This window comes from Micromonospora sp. LZ37 (assembly GCF_059359015.1).
The window spans coordinates 120,207-135,202 of record NZ_JCADBL010000012.1 but is presented as its reverse complement, the minus strand read 5'-3'; the positions used below and the strand labels follow the sequence as shown (position 1 = coordinate 135,202).

Genomic DNA, 14,996 nt, shown 5'->3' with positions numbered 1-14,996 from the left:
CCCCGCACGTGCCCGCCATGCCAGGGGTGAAGGTGACTCTCTGGGCATCAATGTTCGACCATGAGCAGGAGTCGACCCCGCTGGCGCCGCTCTGAGCCGCTCCGGTCGGGCGTTGACCCGCCCTGCCGGACAGTGAGCGAGAAGGCCGCCTCCCCGCACCACGAGGGGAGGCGGCCTTCTGCGTCCTGGTCATTCCCATGCGGCCGGAAGTGCCGGGCCGGCGGCGGTTCCGCCCGGGCGGTGGTGGTCAGGCGGTGGCCGGCGGGTTGGGCAGCTCGTCGACCACGATCAGGGCGGTCCCGGCGGGCACCTCGGCGAGGAGCTTGCGTTGCGCGCTGCGGGTCAGCCGGATGCAGCCGTTGGTGGCGTCCTCGCCGAGGGTGTCGTCGTTGTACCAGCTGTGCAGGCCGATGTGCGCGCCCTTGAGGCCGGTCGGCACCGCGTCCGGGTCGTCGGGCACCGAGCCGAGGGCGAAGATGTCGACGCCACCGTAGACGGCCTCGGGTGGTTCGGTGCGGCCGAGGATGAAGGTCCGGCCCAGCGGGGTGGACTGGCCGGGCATGCCGAGGCTGACCGGCCAGGTGTGCAGCGCCCGCCCGTGGCGGTACCAGGTCAGCCGGTGCGGCGCGCGTTCCACCACGATCTGGTCGCGGAGCGCGACGGTGGTCCAGCCCCCCTGGGGCAGCCAGGCGATCCGCCGGTTGGCCGAGGGCAGCAGCACGGCGGTCCAGCCGGTGCGGCGCTCCACCACCGGCATGGTCAGCTCCACGCCGCTGATGGTGGGGGCGAGGAAGGCCAGCGGCCGTCCGCCGGGCGCGTCGTACGCGGCGATGTTCCTGGCCGGTGCGATCCCCTCGGTCAGCGGGGTGGTGTCGAGCGGGCGGGGGTCGGCCGGGAAGCCGGCCGGCGCCGGGCTGTAGTCGATCACCGGCAGGTTCCTGGGGGCGGGTGCGGCCGCCGGGATGGTCTCCTCGGGAATGGGCGGCGGCGGAGTGCTGCTCGGGGTGTCGGTGGGTGCGACCGGTCGGGGCGTCGACGGGGCGGCGGCGGGTTGCAGCGACGAGTGGACCAGCAGCGCGAGGGCGAGCAGTGCCGGGACGCCGACGGCGGTGGCCAGCCAGGCGATACCGAAGCGGGATGTCAATCGGTCAAAGAGCACGAAACCAACTTTAAGTGGATGCAAAGGTGAAGGGGTCCCGACCGGGCGGATTTCGCCGGGCGGGACCCCTTTCGAGTACGGGTCAGGCGAGTCGGGCGCCGACGTGGATGGCGATCGCGTCGTGGGCCGGAACGGTCGCGGCGAACCACCCGGCGGAGTCGACGGTGATCACCGGGCCGGTGCACGAGCCGTTGGCGAAGTCGCCGTGGATCACGTCGCAGTACCGGCCGGCGGGCAGTCCGGTGTAGTAGGAGCGACCGCTGACCGCGGAGCCCTCGTCGTTGACGGTGAGGTAGCCCCTGCCGGTCCGGCTGAAGGCGATGTGGTTGTTGCCGTTGTCGTACCAGTTGGTCATGCCGACGCCCTGCGCGGCGTTGTGGAAGCCGACCATGTTGGCGATCACCCGCCAGCGGTGCTCGCACTGCCAGCCGGAGTAGCAGGTGGTGTTCAGGGTCTTGTTGTTGGCGTCCGACGGCGGGCCGGCGTCCCGGTCGGTGAAGGTGTAGCTCGACATCACCGTGGGGGAGCCGTACGGCCAGGCCAGCATGAAGGCGTTGGCCAGGGCGTAGATGCCGCCGTCCCGGTAGGTCAGCACCCCGCCCACGTCGCGCTGGGTGTCGTGGTTGTCCACGAAGACCGCCCCGGAGCCGCTGGGCAGGTGACCCCAGCCCTCGCCGAAGTTCCTGAGGTAGGCCAGCTTCTCCGACCGGAAGACCCGGGCCAGGTCCTTGCCGTAGCGGAACTCGTGCACGTCACCGTTGCCGGTGTACTCGCTCGGCTGGATCGGCTCCCCGGCGCCGTAGATGACCTCCTGCACGAGGTACGCCGAGCGGGACAGCTTGCCCTTGATGGCGGCGATGTCGGCGGCCGGCATGTGCTTGCTGGCGTCCAGCCGGAACCCGTCCACCCCGAGGGCGAGCAGGTCGTTGAGGTACCCGGCGATCCTCGACCGGACGTAGTCCGACTCGGTCCTCAGGTCCGACAGGTTGACCAGCTCGCAGTTCTGCACCTCGTACCGGTCGTTGTAGTTGGCGATGTCGTCGCCGCCGTTGCGGCCGCAGTGGTGGAAGTCCTGCGTCTGGTAGATGCCCGGGTAGTCGTAGTGGCCGTACGAGGAGCCGGCCCAGCCGGTGCCGCCGTTGCTCTGGCCCGACATGTGGTTGATGACGGCGTCGACGATCACCTTCACGCCCGCGGCGTGGCAGGTGTTGACCATGGACTGGAACTGCGCCCGGGTGCCCTTGCGGGACTCGATCCGGTAGCTGACCGGCTGGTAGGCCAGCCACCACTGGTTGCCCCGGACGTGTTCCTGGGGCGGCGAGACCTGGACCCAGCCGTAGCCCTTGGGGCCCAGCACGTTGGTGCACTCGCTGGCCACCGAGGGCCAGTTCCATTCGAACAGGTTGGCGATGACCTTCTTGGTGCCGGCGGGCGCCGCGGCGGCCGGGGGCGCCGCCACGGCGGTCGGCACCAGCAGACTCGCGATCAGGCCGAGGGCGAGGACCGCCGAACGGCATCGACGTCGATGCATCGGTACTCCTGAGGGTCGGGGGATGGTGGCAGCGCGGGGGAGGGCTTCAGCTGACGGGTTCTTGCAGTCAGGCTGAAAATTTTCGGCAACATTACAAGCGTGTTGCAGCGACTGTCAACGGATGGACATCCGTCGTTGCGTAGGGCGCTACACGCGCCCCGGGCCGGGACGGTTCGACGGATCGCCCGAGAAATTCGCGACCCGAGGTGATCCGTACGTGCCGACCGTCCGTACTGGATGAGGGAGCAGGGTCGGCCGGTGGTGCGCCGCCGTGAGACATGAACGAGGAGCAGATGGCCCGGGCAAAGGAGAACCAGAAGGCGCCGACCGTCCGGACCAGCAGCACCAGCCGCGGCGTCCGGACCCGGTCCAAGCCCGCGGTGGCGCTGCTGGGCGTCTCCGCGCTCGCCCTGCTGTGGGCGGGCGTGGAGCTCACCGGCGCCGGTGGGGCGATGTACGCGTACGGCTTCTTCTTCACCGAGTTCTTCGCCGGGGTGGTGGCCCTGGTCTCGCTCAGCCTCACCGTGATGATGGGGCTGCTCGCCACCGACCGGTTGGTGCTGAAGATCCCGCACCGGGTGCTGCTCCAGTCGGCGCACCGGGCCACCGGCGTCCTCGGCGTGGCCGGGCTGGTCTTCCACGTCATCACCAAGGTCGCCATCGGGCGGGCCGGACCCACCGACGCCCTGGTGCCCTTCGTCGGCGGCAGCGGGCTCTACGTCGGGCTCGGCACCGTGGCCGCCTTCCTCATGGTGAGCGTGCTCTGGACCGGCATCATCCGGGCCCGCTTCGCCGGCGTCGGCCCGAAGTGGGTCTGGCGGGCGCTGCACTCGATGGCGTACCTCTCCTGGCCGTTCGCGCTGTTCCACGGCCTCAACGCCGGCCGCGCCGCGGCGCCCTGGGTGACGCTGAGCTACCTGGTCTGCGTGCTGCTGGTGGTGCTGGCGCTGCTGGTCCGGCTCTCCGTTCACCTCGGCAAGCGCAGCCGGGAGCAGCACCAGGCCGCCGTGCTGAACAAGGCGATGACGGCCCGGACGACCGACGAGGGCAAGGGCCGGACGCTGCTCGCCGGGCTCGGCCGCAGGAAGGCGGAGACCGAGGAGCGGGAGAGCCGGGGCGGCTGGGCCGAGACCACCGCCACCTCCTGGAGCACCCCCACCGGCACCGCCCGCCGGCGCGACCCGGAGCGGTTCACCGTGCCGGTGGTGCCCGAGCCGGGCACCCTGCGCGAACCCGTCCGCGGTGGCCGCCGCCGCGACGCCGAACCCGCCCGGCGCCGCGAGGCCGACCTGGAACCGGCCGCCCGCCGCGACGCCGAGCCGCCCGCGCGCCGGGACGGGGAACGGTCGAGCCGCCGCCGACGCGACGAGGACGTCGCCCCCGTCTCCGGTGGCCGGCGGTCCCGGTCGGAGGAGGACGTGGCTCCGGTCTCGGGTGGCCGCCGGTCCCGGCTGGACGAGGACGTCGCGCCGGTCTCCGGTGGTCGGCGGTACCGGTCCGACGAGGATGTCGCCCCGGTCTCCGTGGGACGCCGGGCCCGGCGGGAGGACGACGACCTGGTCGCCCGCTACTCCTCGCCGCCCCGGGACGTCGAGCCGGAGGAGCCGTGGGACAGCCCGCGCCGCTGGGAGAACGCGCTGCCGGTCTCCGCCGAGCCGATCTCCGCCACCCCGCGCAGCGGCGCCGGCCGGCACAGCGTCGACGACGAGGTGCCGGAGGAGCCGGACTACTGGCGCCCGCCGGCCCGGTACGTCGCCGACGACCTGCCCGTCGACGACACCCCGACCCTGGTCGACCTCGCCTCCCGCCGGAAGCTGAAGGCCTCCAGCGACAGCCGCCGCAAGCGCCGGCGGGCCGACGCCGACGCCGTCGACGGCGCGTACTGGGCCGGGCTGCGGGGTGAGGCGAAGTGATGCGGACCAAGGTGCCCCCGGTGGCCTGCGTCGGCGAGCCCCGGCTCACCGCCGGCTTCGCCGAGTTCGGCCGGCTCGACCTGCTGGCGCACGAGGAGGTGCACGGCCCGATCGGCCCGATGGAGCCGGGCAACCTGCTCCGGCTGGCCGAGGCCATCCAGCTCAAGGGCAAGGGCGGCGCGGGCTTCCCGCTCCACCGGAAGCTGAAGGCGGTGCTGGAGTCCTGCGAGCGGCAGAACCTCTCCGCCGTCGTGGTGGTCAACGCCAGCGAGGGGGAGCCGGCCAGCTGGAAGGACAAGGTGCTGCTCACCCGGGCCCCGCACCTGATCCTCGACGGCGCCGCGCTGGCGGCGTACGCGCTGGACGCCGAGGAGATCGTGATCGGGCTCTCCGACGACATGGTCGGCCGGGACTCCCTCACCGAGGCCCTCCAGGAGCGCCGGATGCCGGTGCCGACCAGCATCGTCACCGTGCCGCACCGGTTCATCTCCGGCGAGGGCGGTGCGCTGGTCAACGGGATCAACGGGCTGCCGCACATCCCGCCCGGCACCAAGAAGCGCTCCAGCGACTCCGGCGTCGGCGGGCTGCCCACCCTGCTCTCCAACGCCGAGACGTACGCCCAGCTCGCCGTCGCCGCCCGGCTCGGACCGTACGAGTACGCGGCGCTCGGCACCGACGAGGAGCCCGGCACGGTGCTGCTCACCGTCACCGGCGCGGCGCGACGCCCGGCCGTGGTCGAGTGCGCCGCCGGCACCCCGCTGCGGGAGATCTTCGACCTCTGCGAGGTGCCGGACTCAGCGGGCATCCTGATGGGCGGCTACCACGGCAAGTGGATCACCCAGGACGCGGCGGACCGGGCCGAGGTGTCCCGCAAGGGGCTCACCAAGGTCGGCGGCACGCTCGGCGCCGGCATCGTCGTGCCGATCGGCGACGACACCTGCCCGCTCGGCGAGGCCGCCCAGGTCGTCCGCTACCTCGCCGGGGAGTCCGCCGGCCAGTGCGGACCGTGCCGGATGGGCCTGCCCGAACTGGCCCGCGCCGTCGACCTGGCGGTCTCCGGCAGCGCGCCGGTGGAGGTCGTCCGGGCCGCCGCCGGCGACGTCAAGGGCCGCGGCGCGTGCAGCCACCCCGACGGTACGGCCCGGTTCGCGCTCTCCGCGATGGAGGTCTTCGCCGAGGACCTGCGGCTGCACACCACCGGCGAGGGGTGCGGCAAGCGGACCCGGGGCGTCATGGGGCTGCCGGGCGCGCCCGACCCCGACCCGCAGAAGCTCACCCTGGACTGGTCCCGCTGCGACGGCCACGGGCTCTGCGCGCACGTCGTCCCGGACTTCATCCGGCTCGACTCCAACGGATACCCCGCCTTCCCGCCCACCCCCGTGCCGACCTGGCTCAAGGAGGGCGCGATGAAGGCGGTCAAGGTCTGCCCCGAGCTCGCACTACGGCTGGCGAAGGCCGAGTAGCGCACCACCACCGAGAGGAGACGCGGATGCGGTCGTCGTACCGGAGGAACCGGTGGGGTGGACGGCCGCCCGCGCGGCTGGCCGCCGTCACCGTCGCGCTGGCCGGCACCCTGCTGGCCGCCACGGCGTGCGCCGGCGGCGCCGACCCGGCCGACCCGTCCGCCGAGGTCGTCGTCCCGACGGGCACCGGGTCGGCGTCGCCCGCCGGCGCCACCCCGGTCGGCCCCACGCCGGGCGCCGCCGCGTCGCCCCCGGCCCGGGTGCCGGACACGCTGCGCTTCACCGCCAGGACCCTCGACGGTACGCAGTTCTCCGCCGCCGACCTGGCCGGCAAGCCGGTGGTGCTCTGGTTCTGGGCCCCCTGGTGCGCCACCTGCGCCAGCCAGGCGTGGACGGTCGCCGAACTCGCCCCGAAGTACCGGGACACCGTGCCGATCGTCGGGGTGGCCGGGCTCGGCGAGCAGAAGGCCATGAAGGACTTCGTGCGGGAGTTCGACCTGGCCGGCACCCCGCAGCTCGACGACCGGGCCGGGGCGCTCTGGCGCCGCTTCGAGGTGGTCGAGCAGAGCACCTTCCTGATCGTCGACCGGGACGGCAAACTGATCCACCAGGGCTTCCTCGACGGCGAGGATCTCAACCGCCGGGTCGCCGCGCTGGCCGGCTGATGACCACCCCGCTGCTGCTCGCGCTGACCGCCGGCATGCTCGGCGCGGTCAACCCGTGCGGCTTCGCGATGCTGCCGGCGTACCTGTCGCTGCTGGTCGCCGGCGCGCCCGACACCCGCGGCGCGGTCGGCCGGGCGCTCACCGCCGCGGCCGGGCTGACCACCGGGTACGTCGTGGTCTTCGGCGCGTTCGGGCTGGCCCTGGCGCCGCTGGGCGGCTGGCTCCGGCCGCGGCTGCCCTGGCTGACCCTCACCCTCGGGCTGGGACTGGTGGCGCTCGGCTGCTGGCTGCTGGCCGGCCGACGGCTGCCCGGCCCGCGCGGGTTCACCCGGGCGCCCCGGCTGACCCGCTCCTGGGCGTCGATGGCGCTGTTCGGCATGGCGTACGCGCTGGCGTCGCTGACCTGCACGATCGCCCCGTTCCTGGCGATCGTGGTGACCAGCGTGCAGGCCGGCTCGACGCTGCGCGGGTTGGCGCTCTTCGTCGCGTACGCGATCGGGATGGGCCTGGTGGTCGCGGTGGCCGCGCTCGCCGTGGCGCTGCTGCGCGACCGGGTGGTGGCCCGGCTGCGGGGCGCCGGCGCGTGGGTGCCCCGGCTCAGCGGCCTGGTGCTGCTGCTCGCCGGCGGCTACGTCGCCTGGTACGGCTGGTACGAGGTCCGGCTGGCCCAGGGCCGGCGGGACGCCTTCGGCGACCCGGTGGTGGCCGGCGCGGCCCGGGTCCAGCAGGCCCTGGTCGCGGCCCTCGACACGGCCGGGCCGGCCGTGCTCGCCGCGGCGCTGCTCGCCCTCCTCCTGCTGGCCGGGAAGGGTCGCCTGCCGACGGCCCTGGCGCGGCGGAGGTCCCCGACCGCTGCGGCGGCGGCCGGGGCGGACCGGGAGCCGGCGGCGGAGACGACGCGGCGGGGGCCGGGAAACCCCACCCCCGCCGACGCCGGAACGGTCAGCGGACCGGCGTGAGCCGGTCCGTGCCCAGCCGGTCGTGGAGCACCTCCGGCAGCAGCACCGAACCGTCGGGCTGCTGGAACTGCTCCAGGATGGCCGGGAAGAGCCGGCTGGTGGCCAGCGCCGAGCCGTTGAGGGTGTGCACGAAGCGGGTCTGCTTGCCACCCGGCTCCCGGTAGCGGATGGCCGCCCGGCGGGCCTGGTAGTCGCCGGCCCAGGAGACCGACGAGACCTCCTTGTACTTGCCGGTGCTCGGCATCCAGACCTCGATGTCGAGGGTCTTCTTCATCGACGCGCTGGCGTCACCGGCGGAGAGCAGGGTGCGCTGGTAGTGCAGCCCCAGCTTCTCGACCAGGCTCTCGGCGTGGCCGAGCATCTGCTCCAGCGCCGTGTCCGCCTGCTCCGGCAGGGTGAACTGGAAGATCTCCACCTTGTTGAACTGGTGGCCCCGGACGGTGCCGCGTTCGTCGGAGTGCGAGCCGGCCGCCTCGCGTCGGTAGCACGGGGTGTAGGCGAACGCCTTCAACGGCAGCTTCGCCGTCTCCAGGATCTCGTCCTGGTACGCCCCGAGGATCGCCGTCTCCGAGGTCGGCAGCAGGAACTGCCCGCGCGGGGCCGACTCCCGGTCCAGGTGGTAGACGTCGTCGTAGAACTTGGGGAACTGGCCGGCGGCGAAGCCGGCGGTGTCCAGCAGCAGGTGCGGCGGGAGCAGGAACTCGTAGCCGGCCTTGACGTGCTCGTCGATGAACCAGTTGATCAGGGCCCACTCCAGCCGGGCGCCCATGCCGGTGTACATCCAGAAGCCGGAGCCGCCGAGCTTGACCCCGCGCTCGTGGTCGACCAGGCCCAGCGCGCGGCTCAGCTCCACATGGTCGCGGACCTTCTCGATGGCCGGCGGCGCACCGAAGGTCTTCACCACCCGGTTGGCCTCCTTGCCGCCCGGCAGGACGTCGTCGGCGGGGAGGTTGGGCAGCTCGCTCATCGTCGTGCGCAGCCGGGACTGCACCTCGTCCAGCTCGGACTCCAGCTCGGCGAGCTGCTTGCGGCCGGCCTCCGGCGCGGAGACCTCCGGCTCGGCGCCGGCCCGCTTCGCCTGCGCGTACGCCCGCGCCTCGGCCTTGCGGCGCTGCCGCTCGCCGTCGATCGCACTGATCAGGGCGCGGCGCTCCTGGTCGAGCCGCTGGATCTCGTCCAGGGCCCGGTTGACCTCGGCGGGATCCAGACGCTTCGCCAGCGCGGTCGCCACCGCCTCGCGATCCTTCCGGATCAACTCCATGTCGAGCATGCTGCTCCGTACGCCTCCGTCCGGGGACTTCAGGTGGGACCCACAGATGCTACCGTCGCGGCCCCCCGCGCCCGGCCCGGCCCGGAAGAGCCGCCGCCGCTGGTGCTCCTGGTGGCGGCGCTCGCCGGGGTGGCCCGGGTCTGGCGCCCGTCGGTAGCAGCGCCGGATGACTCCCGCGTCGCCGCTCCGCCCACTGGGGCATGGCCTTTTGGCACCCGGCGGACGGTGACCGCGCGTCACGGCGGTCGCGCGGGTGGGTTTCGTCACCCTGCGTAGGTGCTTTTTGGAGATCTGGCGACGCCCTGCCGACGTCGAACCTGCTGTCCCGCCCTGAACAGTGCTTTCTTCTCCGGGTCGCGCCGGAACCGAACGCCCCCTCTCCTCGCTTTGCTCTGCTGCCCCCGAGGCAACAGCGACTCAGCGTGGCTGTTGCGCCGGCGGCAGCAGAGCAAAGCGTGCGAGCGGGTCGGGTGGGGGTCGGGGGGTGGTGACGGGTCGTGACGACGCTACGAGCGGTGCAGGGCCTTCCCGGGCCGCGGTGCGAGGCCCGCTGACCGGGGTGGTCAGAGCCGGATGGGCATCAGGATGGAGAAGGCGTCCTCGTCGTCGGGGCGGCGGATGGCCAGCGGGGCGATCGGGCCGTCCAGCTCCAGCAGCAACTGCGAACCGCCGGCGGCGTCCAGCGCGTCGAGCAGGAAGCCACCGTTCACCCCGATCCGCAGCTCGCCCGGGTCCGCGGCCAGGTCGTCCGGCCCGAGCAGCCGCAGCCCGTCCCGCTCGTCCAGGCCGAGCACGGTCACCGCCAGTGGTACGCCGTTGTGCTCCCGGGTGACGGTGGGGGCGCCGCCGTGCCGCAGCGCGGCGCGCAGGGCGGCCGCATCGACGGGGACCTGCCGGCCGGGCGGGTCGCCGGCCGCCCGGCGCAGCAGCCGACGGTGGTCGGGGAAGTCGTACGGCAGGGCGGTGGTGGTGACGTCGTGGCCCGCGACGGTGACGGTGACGCGCGGCCCGGCCACCGTCAACTCCGCCTCCGTGGTGATCCCGCCGCCGGTGTCCAGCAGGGCGCGGATCTCGTCGACCGCCGTCACCGGGACCACCACCCGCGCCGCCGGGCCGTCCACCCGGCCACCGGTACGCGCCACCGCCAGCCGGTGCCGGTCGGTGGCGACCAGTTCGACACCGCCGGGGGCGACGTCGAAGAGCACGCTGGACAGCACCGGCAGTTCGGGATCGTCGCCGACGGCGAAGCGGACGGCGTCCACGGCGGCGGCCAGCTCCACGCGGGACAGTACGAGTCGGGTGGTCATCGGGTTCTCCTCGGGGTCGACCAGGGTGCGGATCCGGGAGAGTTCGCGTCGGGCGTCGGCCAGGCCGTCCTCCAGCCGGCGCAGGTGCGCGTCGAGCAGCCGCCCGACCACCGCCGGCTCGGCGCGGTGCCGCAGCGCCGTGCCGATCTCCGCCAGCGGCATGCCGACCCGGCGCAGGCCGGCCACCAGCCGGGCCGGCGCGACCTGCTCGTCGGTGTACCAGCGGTAGCCGGTGACCGGGTCGACCAGCGCCGGGGTCAGCACCCCGCAGCGGTCGTAGAACCGCAGGGCGCTGACCGTCAGGCCGCTGGCCCGGGCCAGTTCGCCGATGCTGCGCAGTTCGCTCTCCACGCCGGTGATCCTGATGTCTCAACCTGGTCGAGGGTCAAGCCGCGGCGTGGACCGGGACGCCGAGCAGCCGCGCCATGCCCTGGCAGGCGCGCGGCACCGCGTGCGGGTCGTGGCGCAGCCGCAGCGCCTGGTGCAGGGCCAGGGTGAGCCCGGTCAGCTCGAAGACCAGCTGCTCCGGGTCGGTGCCGGCGGGCAGGTCACCGTCGGTCACCGCCCGGCGGGCCTGATCGCGCAGTTCCCGGTGCCACCGGTCGGCGTACCCGAGGACGAGGTCGCGGACCGGGCCGGGTCGGTCGTCGTACTCGCTGGCGGCGGCGACGAAGAAGCAGCCGCCCGGGAAGGCCGGGCGGGCGAGGTAGCGCACCCAGCTGCCGCAGACGGCGGCCAGCCGGGTCAGCCCGGGCGGCCGGTCCGCCACCGGTTCCCAGACCTCCCGCCAGAAGATGTCGGCGGCGGCCTCGACCACCTGGAGCTGGAGGCTCTCCTTGCTGCCGAAGGGGCCGAGCAGCCCGGACTTGCTCATCCCCAGGTCGGCGGCGAGCCGGCCGATGGTCAGCCCGGCCAGCCCCTCCACCGAGGCGACGGCGACGCCGCGCGCCAGGATGGCGGAGCGGGTGCGGGCTGCTTCGGCCAGGGACGAGCGCGGACTCATCGGCACAGTGTAGTCATGATCAAGGGGCATAACGTCCGAACGTTCGTTCGCTATAGTGCCGGCAGCCCCCTCATCCCAGGAGACCCGCCGTGCCCCGAGCCGCCGTCACCGCCCGCGCCGTGCTGCGCCCGCTGATGCGGCTGGCCTGGCGGCCCACCGTGGACGGCGCACCGCACGTCCCCGCCACCGGCCCGGTCATCCTGGCCAGCAACCACCTATCCTTCCAGGACAGCGTGCTGATCCCGCTGGCCGCACCCCGCCCGGTGGCGTTCCTGGCCAAGGCGGAGTACTTCGACGGCCGGGGCGTCACCGGGCTCCTGCGCCGCCAGTTCTTCACCGGCCTCGGCGCGATCCCGGTGCGGCGGGGCGCCAACCGCGAGTTCCAGTCGTCGCTCGACGCCGCCCTCGGCGTGCTCGAGGCCGGCGGCGCGTTCGGCATCTACCCGGAGGGCACCCGCTCCCGCGACGGCCGGCTCCACCGCGGCCGGACCGGGGTGGCCTGGCTGGCGCTGGCCTCCGGCGCCCCGGTGGTGCCGGTGGCGGTGGCCGGCACCACCCGGCTCGGTTCACCGGCGGCGGTGCTGCCCGGCACCGGCCAGCCGGCGGTCCGGTTCGGCCGGCCGCTGGAGTTCCCCGCGCACCGGGGGATGGCCGGCTCCGCCCGGTCCCGCCGCCAGGTGACCGACGAGATCATGGACGCCATCGCGGCCCTCTCCGGGCAGGAGCGGGTACACACCTACAACCCGCCGCCGGGCGACGAGCCGGGCTGACCGGTCAGCGGGGCGGGTCCAGCACCCGGAAGGTCATTCCCGCCTTCACCAGCCGGTCCAGCAGCGCGTCGCCCATCGCGGTGACCGGGGTGACCTGGCCGCGGGTGGGCGGCAGGTCGTCGAGGGCCAGGCAGAGCGCCGACTCGGCAAGCATCTTCGCCGTCTCGTCGTACCCGGGGTCGCCGCCGGAGACCTCGGTGAACACCTTCCGGCCGCCGCCGGAGCCGACGAAGCGGACCCGGAACCAGGACTTCGCCCGCTGCTCGGGGCTCGGCCCCTGGCCGGAGGAGAGCCGGCCGAGCAGCCAACGCCGGGTCGGCGGCAGCTTCACCAGACCGACCAGGCCGGCCAGCCCGGCGCCGCTGACCAGCACCGTCGGCAGCCGCTTCACCGCGGCGAAGTGCCGGTAACGGAAGTCCGGGCCGTACTCGGGGCGGGCCGCCGCCGAGCGGCGGACCACCTGCGGGTCGATGGTGGGCAGCGGGACCGCCCACATCCCGATCTCCCTGGACCGACCCACCCGGCCCGGCACCGCCCGCACCCGGCGGCCCTCCGGCCGCGGCTCGACCGCCTTGCGCTCCCTCGCCGCCCGGCTCGTCTCGCCGGTCCGGGAGAACGCGGTGAGCGCCGAGTGGTACGTCCCGGCGGAGAACCGCCCGCCGGCCCGCACGTACCCGTCGACGGTGATCGGCACGTCCGGCGGCAACTGCTTCACCGTGTACCAGGCGCCCAGGTCGTGCGGGACCGAGTCGAAGCCGCAGGCGTGCACCAGCCGCGCCCCGGTACGCACCGCCTCGGCGTGGTGCCGCACGTACATCAGGTCGACGAACTCCGGCTCGCCGGTGATGTCCAGGTAGTCGGTGCCGACGGCGGCGCAGGCGGCGACGAGCGGCTCCCCGTGGTGGATGTACGGGCCGACGGTGCTGGCCACCACCCGGGCGCTGCGCGCCACCGCGTCCAGGGAGGACGGGTCGGTGACGTCGGCGATGAGCAGCGGCAGCTCGGCCAGCGCCGGATCGATGTCGGCGAGCCGGTCGCGGACCGTCGCCAGTTTGGTCCGGTTCCGCCCGGCCAGCGCCCAGCGCAGGTCGGCGGGGGCGTGCCGGGCCAGGTACTCGGCGGTGAGCGCCCCGGTGAAGCCGGTCGCGCCGAACAGGACGATGTCGTACGAGCGGTCGTCACGCATCCGCCGAGTGTGCCATCCACGGCCGGCGATCACCCGTGCGGAGTGAAGACGGCGCGTACACAGCCGTCCGCGCGGTCCCGGAACAGCTCGTACCCGGCGGCGCCCTGCTCCAGCGGGAGACGGTGGGTGGCCAGGTGTTCGGTGCGCAGCTCGTCGCGGGCCATCCGGTCCAGCAGCATCGGGATCCACCGCTGCCCGTGCTGGCGGGCGCTGCGCAGGGTCAACCCCTTGTTCATCACCGCGCCCAGCGGGAAGGTGTCGACGAAGCCGCTGAAGGTGCCGGAGACGAAGACGGTGCCGCCCTTGCGGCAGGCGTGCACCGCCTCCCGGACGGCGAACGGATCATCGGTCGGGCCACCCCGCCGGCCGGCGAACCGCTGCGCCAACGACGGGGGCGCCGGCGTGGAGCCGTCCGCGCCGACCGCCTCCACGCAGACGTCCGGGCCCCGCCCGCCGCTGCGTTCCCGCAGCTCGGCGGGGACGTCGGTCTGCTCGTAGTTGAGCGTCTCCGCGCCGGCGTGCCGTTCGGCCATCCGCAGTCGCTCCGGGTGCCGGTCGATGACGATCACCCGGTCCGCGCCGAGCAGCGCGGCGGCCTGCGCGGTCAGCTGCCCCACCGCGCCCGCCCCCCAGACCGCCACCACGTCCCCGGGGCCCACCTCACCCAGCTCGGCGCCCATCCAGCCGGCGGGCGCGGCGTCCGAGGCGAAGACCGCCCGGTCGTCGCTGACCGGCTCCGGGACGGTGAACGCCCCGACGTCGGCGTAGGGGACCCGGACGTACTCGGCGTGGCTGCCGGCGAAGCCGCCCATCGCCCGGGGAGCCCCGTAGCAACCGCCGGTGGGCTGGCCCCACGCCGACTCGGTGACCGCCGGGGCGGTGCCGCCGTTGTCGCAGCACGAGTGCAGTCCGCGGCGGCAGTACCAGCAGCTGCCGCAGGCGACCGCGGCGCTGACCACCACCCGGTCGCCGACCCGGTGCCGGCGTACCTCGGGGCCGACCTCGGCCACCTCGCCGAGGAACTCGTGCCCGAGCACGTCACCGGCGGCGAGGAAGGGCAGCCGGCCGCCGAGCAGCGGCAGGTCGGCGCCGCAGGTGGCGCTGCGCCGGACCCGCACGATCATGTCGTGGGCGTTGCGCAGCTCCGGGTCGGGCACCTGGCGTACCGCGAGGGAGTCGACGCCCTCCCAGCAGAGCGCCCTCATCCGGGGACCACCCGGCCGTCCGGCGGGGACCGGTCGGCGCGCAGCAGCTCACCGGTCTCGGCGAGCTGCTTGACCCGGCGCAGCACGTCGCGCAGGAACAGGCCCGGGTCGTCGCCGACCAGGTGCGCGGCCATGCCGGGCGGGGTGGCCACCCCGCCGAGCGGCCGGGCGGCCAGCTCGGTGCCGCGCCCGCCGGGCGCCGGCCGCAGGTGCACCTCGACGGCCCCGTCCAGCGGGCGCAGCGGCTCCGGCCACCGGCCGCCGGGCAGCACCTCCGCCGCCGGCCGGTCCACGGTCACCACCTGCCACCGGGCCGGTCGCGGGTCCGCGCCCGCCGCGCGGGGCCAACCCCGCCGGGGTACGACCACCGCGCGCCGCGCGGTCGCCCCGAGCGCCGCGGCGAGCAGGGCCAGTACGCCACCGGTGAGCCTTCCCATCCGTACCACCCGCCCCTCCCGCGCCGGGTCGAACGGGCGGCCGGTCCCGCGCGGCCGGTCGCCCACGTGCCCCCAGCCTCGGCGCGACCCGGGTGAACCGGGTTCCCCCGGAAGGGGTGAACCGGTCC

Annotated in this window: 13 protein-coding genes; 5 read left to right on the top strand and 8 right to left on the bottom strand. The window is 74.4% G+C overall.

The window, feature by feature from the left end; all coding sequences use genetic code 11:
- Window positions 1-247: 247 nt before the first annotated feature.
- The gene (locus AC5L3Z_RS23370; RefSeq protein ID WP_494845039.1) at window positions 248-1,159 is read right to left on the bottom strand and encodes a L,D-transpeptidase; all 912 of its coding nucleotides are present in this window, start codon (window positions 1,157-1,159) and stop codon (window positions 248-250) included.
- Between the two features lie 82 nt (window positions 1,160-1,241).
- Window positions 1,242-2,690, bottom strand: a complete 1,449-nt coding sequence (locus AC5L3Z_RS23365; RefSeq protein ID WP_494845038.1) for an alpha-amylase — start codon at window positions 2,688-2,690, stop codon at window positions 1,242-1,244.
- Between the two features lie 293 nt (window positions 2,691-2,983).
- Here AC5L3Z_RS23365 and AC5L3Z_RS23360 point away from each other — a divergent pair, with 293 nt between their 5' ends.
- Genes AC5L3Z_RS23360 through AC5L3Z_RS23345 form a run of 4 tightly spaced genes read left to right on the top strand, consistent with a single transcriptional unit; the run spans window position 2,984 to window position 7,690 of the window.
- Window positions 2,984-4,603 carry a ferric reductase-like transmembrane domain-containing protein gene (locus tag AC5L3Z_RS23360; protein ID WP_494845036.1) on the top strand — a complete coding sequence of 540 codons (1,620 nt, stop codon included), beginning with the start codon at window positions 2,984-2,986 and terminating at the stop codon, window positions 4,601-4,603.
- A complete protein-coding gene (locus AC5L3Z_RS23355; protein WP_494845035.1) occupies window positions 4,600-6,066 on the top strand; it encodes an NADH-ubiquinone oxidoreductase-F iron-sulfur binding region domain-containing protein in 1,467 nt (488 codons plus the stop codon). Before AC5L3Z_RS23360 ends, AC5L3Z_RS23355 begins: the two co-directional genes overlap by 4 nt.
- Window positions 6,067-6,092: 26 nt before the next feature.
- Window positions 6,093-6,731, top strand: coding sequence for a TlpA family protein disulfide reductase (locus AC5L3Z_RS23350; protein WP_494845033.1), 639 nt, complete (start codon window positions 6,093-6,095; stop codon window positions 6,729-6,731).
- Window positions 6,731-7,690, top strand: a complete 960-nt coding sequence (locus tag AC5L3Z_RS23345) for a cytochrome c biogenesis CcdA family protein (protein ID WP_494845032.1) — start codon at window positions 6,731-6,733, stop codon at window positions 7,688-7,690. Before AC5L3Z_RS23350 ends, AC5L3Z_RS23345 begins: the two co-directional genes overlap by 1 nt.
- Here the strand turns inward: AC5L3Z_RS23345 and serS are convergent.
- From serS to AC5L3Z_RS23330, 3 genes are all read right to left on the bottom strand, one after another.
- On the bottom strand, window positions 7,674-8,960 hold the full coding sequence (gene serS, locus AC5L3Z_RS23340) for a serine--tRNA ligase (protein ID WP_494845030.1): 1,287 nt from the start codon (window positions 8,958-8,960) through the stop codon (window positions 7,674-7,676). The two genes, AC5L3Z_RS23345 and serS, sit on opposite strands and share 17 nt — an antisense overlap.
- Before the next feature lie 563 nt (window positions 8,961-9,523).
- Window positions 9,524-10,606 (bottom strand): DNA polymerase III subunit beta family protein, encoded by a 1,083-nt coding sequence (locus AC5L3Z_RS23335; protein WP_494845158.1) that lies wholly within the window; start codon window positions 10,604-10,606, stop codon window positions 9,524-9,526.
- Window positions 10,607-10,652: 46 nt separating this feature from the next.
- On the bottom strand, window positions 10,653-11,270 hold the full coding sequence (locus AC5L3Z_RS23330; protein WP_494845028.1) for a TetR/AcrR family transcriptional regulator: 618 nt from the start codon (window positions 11,268-11,270) through the stop codon (window positions 10,653-10,655).
- A gap of 89 nt (window positions 11,271-11,359) precedes the next feature.
- Here AC5L3Z_RS23330 and AC5L3Z_RS23325 point away from each other — a divergent pair, with 89 nt between their 5' ends.
- The gene (locus tag AC5L3Z_RS23325) at window positions 11,360-12,040 is read left to right on the top strand and encodes a lysophospholipid acyltransferase family protein (protein WP_494845027.1); all 681 of its coding nucleotides are present in this window, start codon (window positions 11,360-11,362) and stop codon (window positions 12,038-12,040) included.
- A gap of 4 nt (window positions 12,041-12,044) precedes the next feature.
- On the opposite strand, the gene AC5L3Z_RS23320 is transcribed toward AC5L3Z_RS23325, so the two are convergent.
- From AC5L3Z_RS23320 to AC5L3Z_RS23310, 3 genes are read right to left on the bottom strand one after another with little or no spacing between them, the layout of a single operon-like run.
- Entirely contained in the window at window positions 12,045-13,226 is a 1,182-nt protein-coding gene (locus tag AC5L3Z_RS23320) for a saccharopine dehydrogenase family protein (protein WP_494845026.1), read from the bottom strand.
- Window positions 13,227-13,255: 29 nt separating this feature from the next.
- Window positions 13,256-14,431 carry a zinc-dependent alcohol dehydrogenase gene (locus AC5L3Z_RS23315; RefSeq protein WP_494845024.1) on the bottom strand — a complete coding sequence of 392 codons (1,176 nt, stop codon included), beginning with the start codon at window positions 14,429-14,431 and terminating at the stop codon, window positions 13,256-13,258.
- Complete coding sequence (locus AC5L3Z_RS23310; RefSeq protein WP_494845023.1) at window positions 14,428-14,868, bottom strand: hypothetical protein; 441 nt, start codon at window positions 14,866-14,868, stop codon at window positions 14,428-14,430. The genes AC5L3Z_RS23315 and AC5L3Z_RS23310 overlap by 4 nt, the downstream gene beginning before the upstream one ends.
- Window positions 14,869-14,996 lie beyond the last annotated feature (128 nt).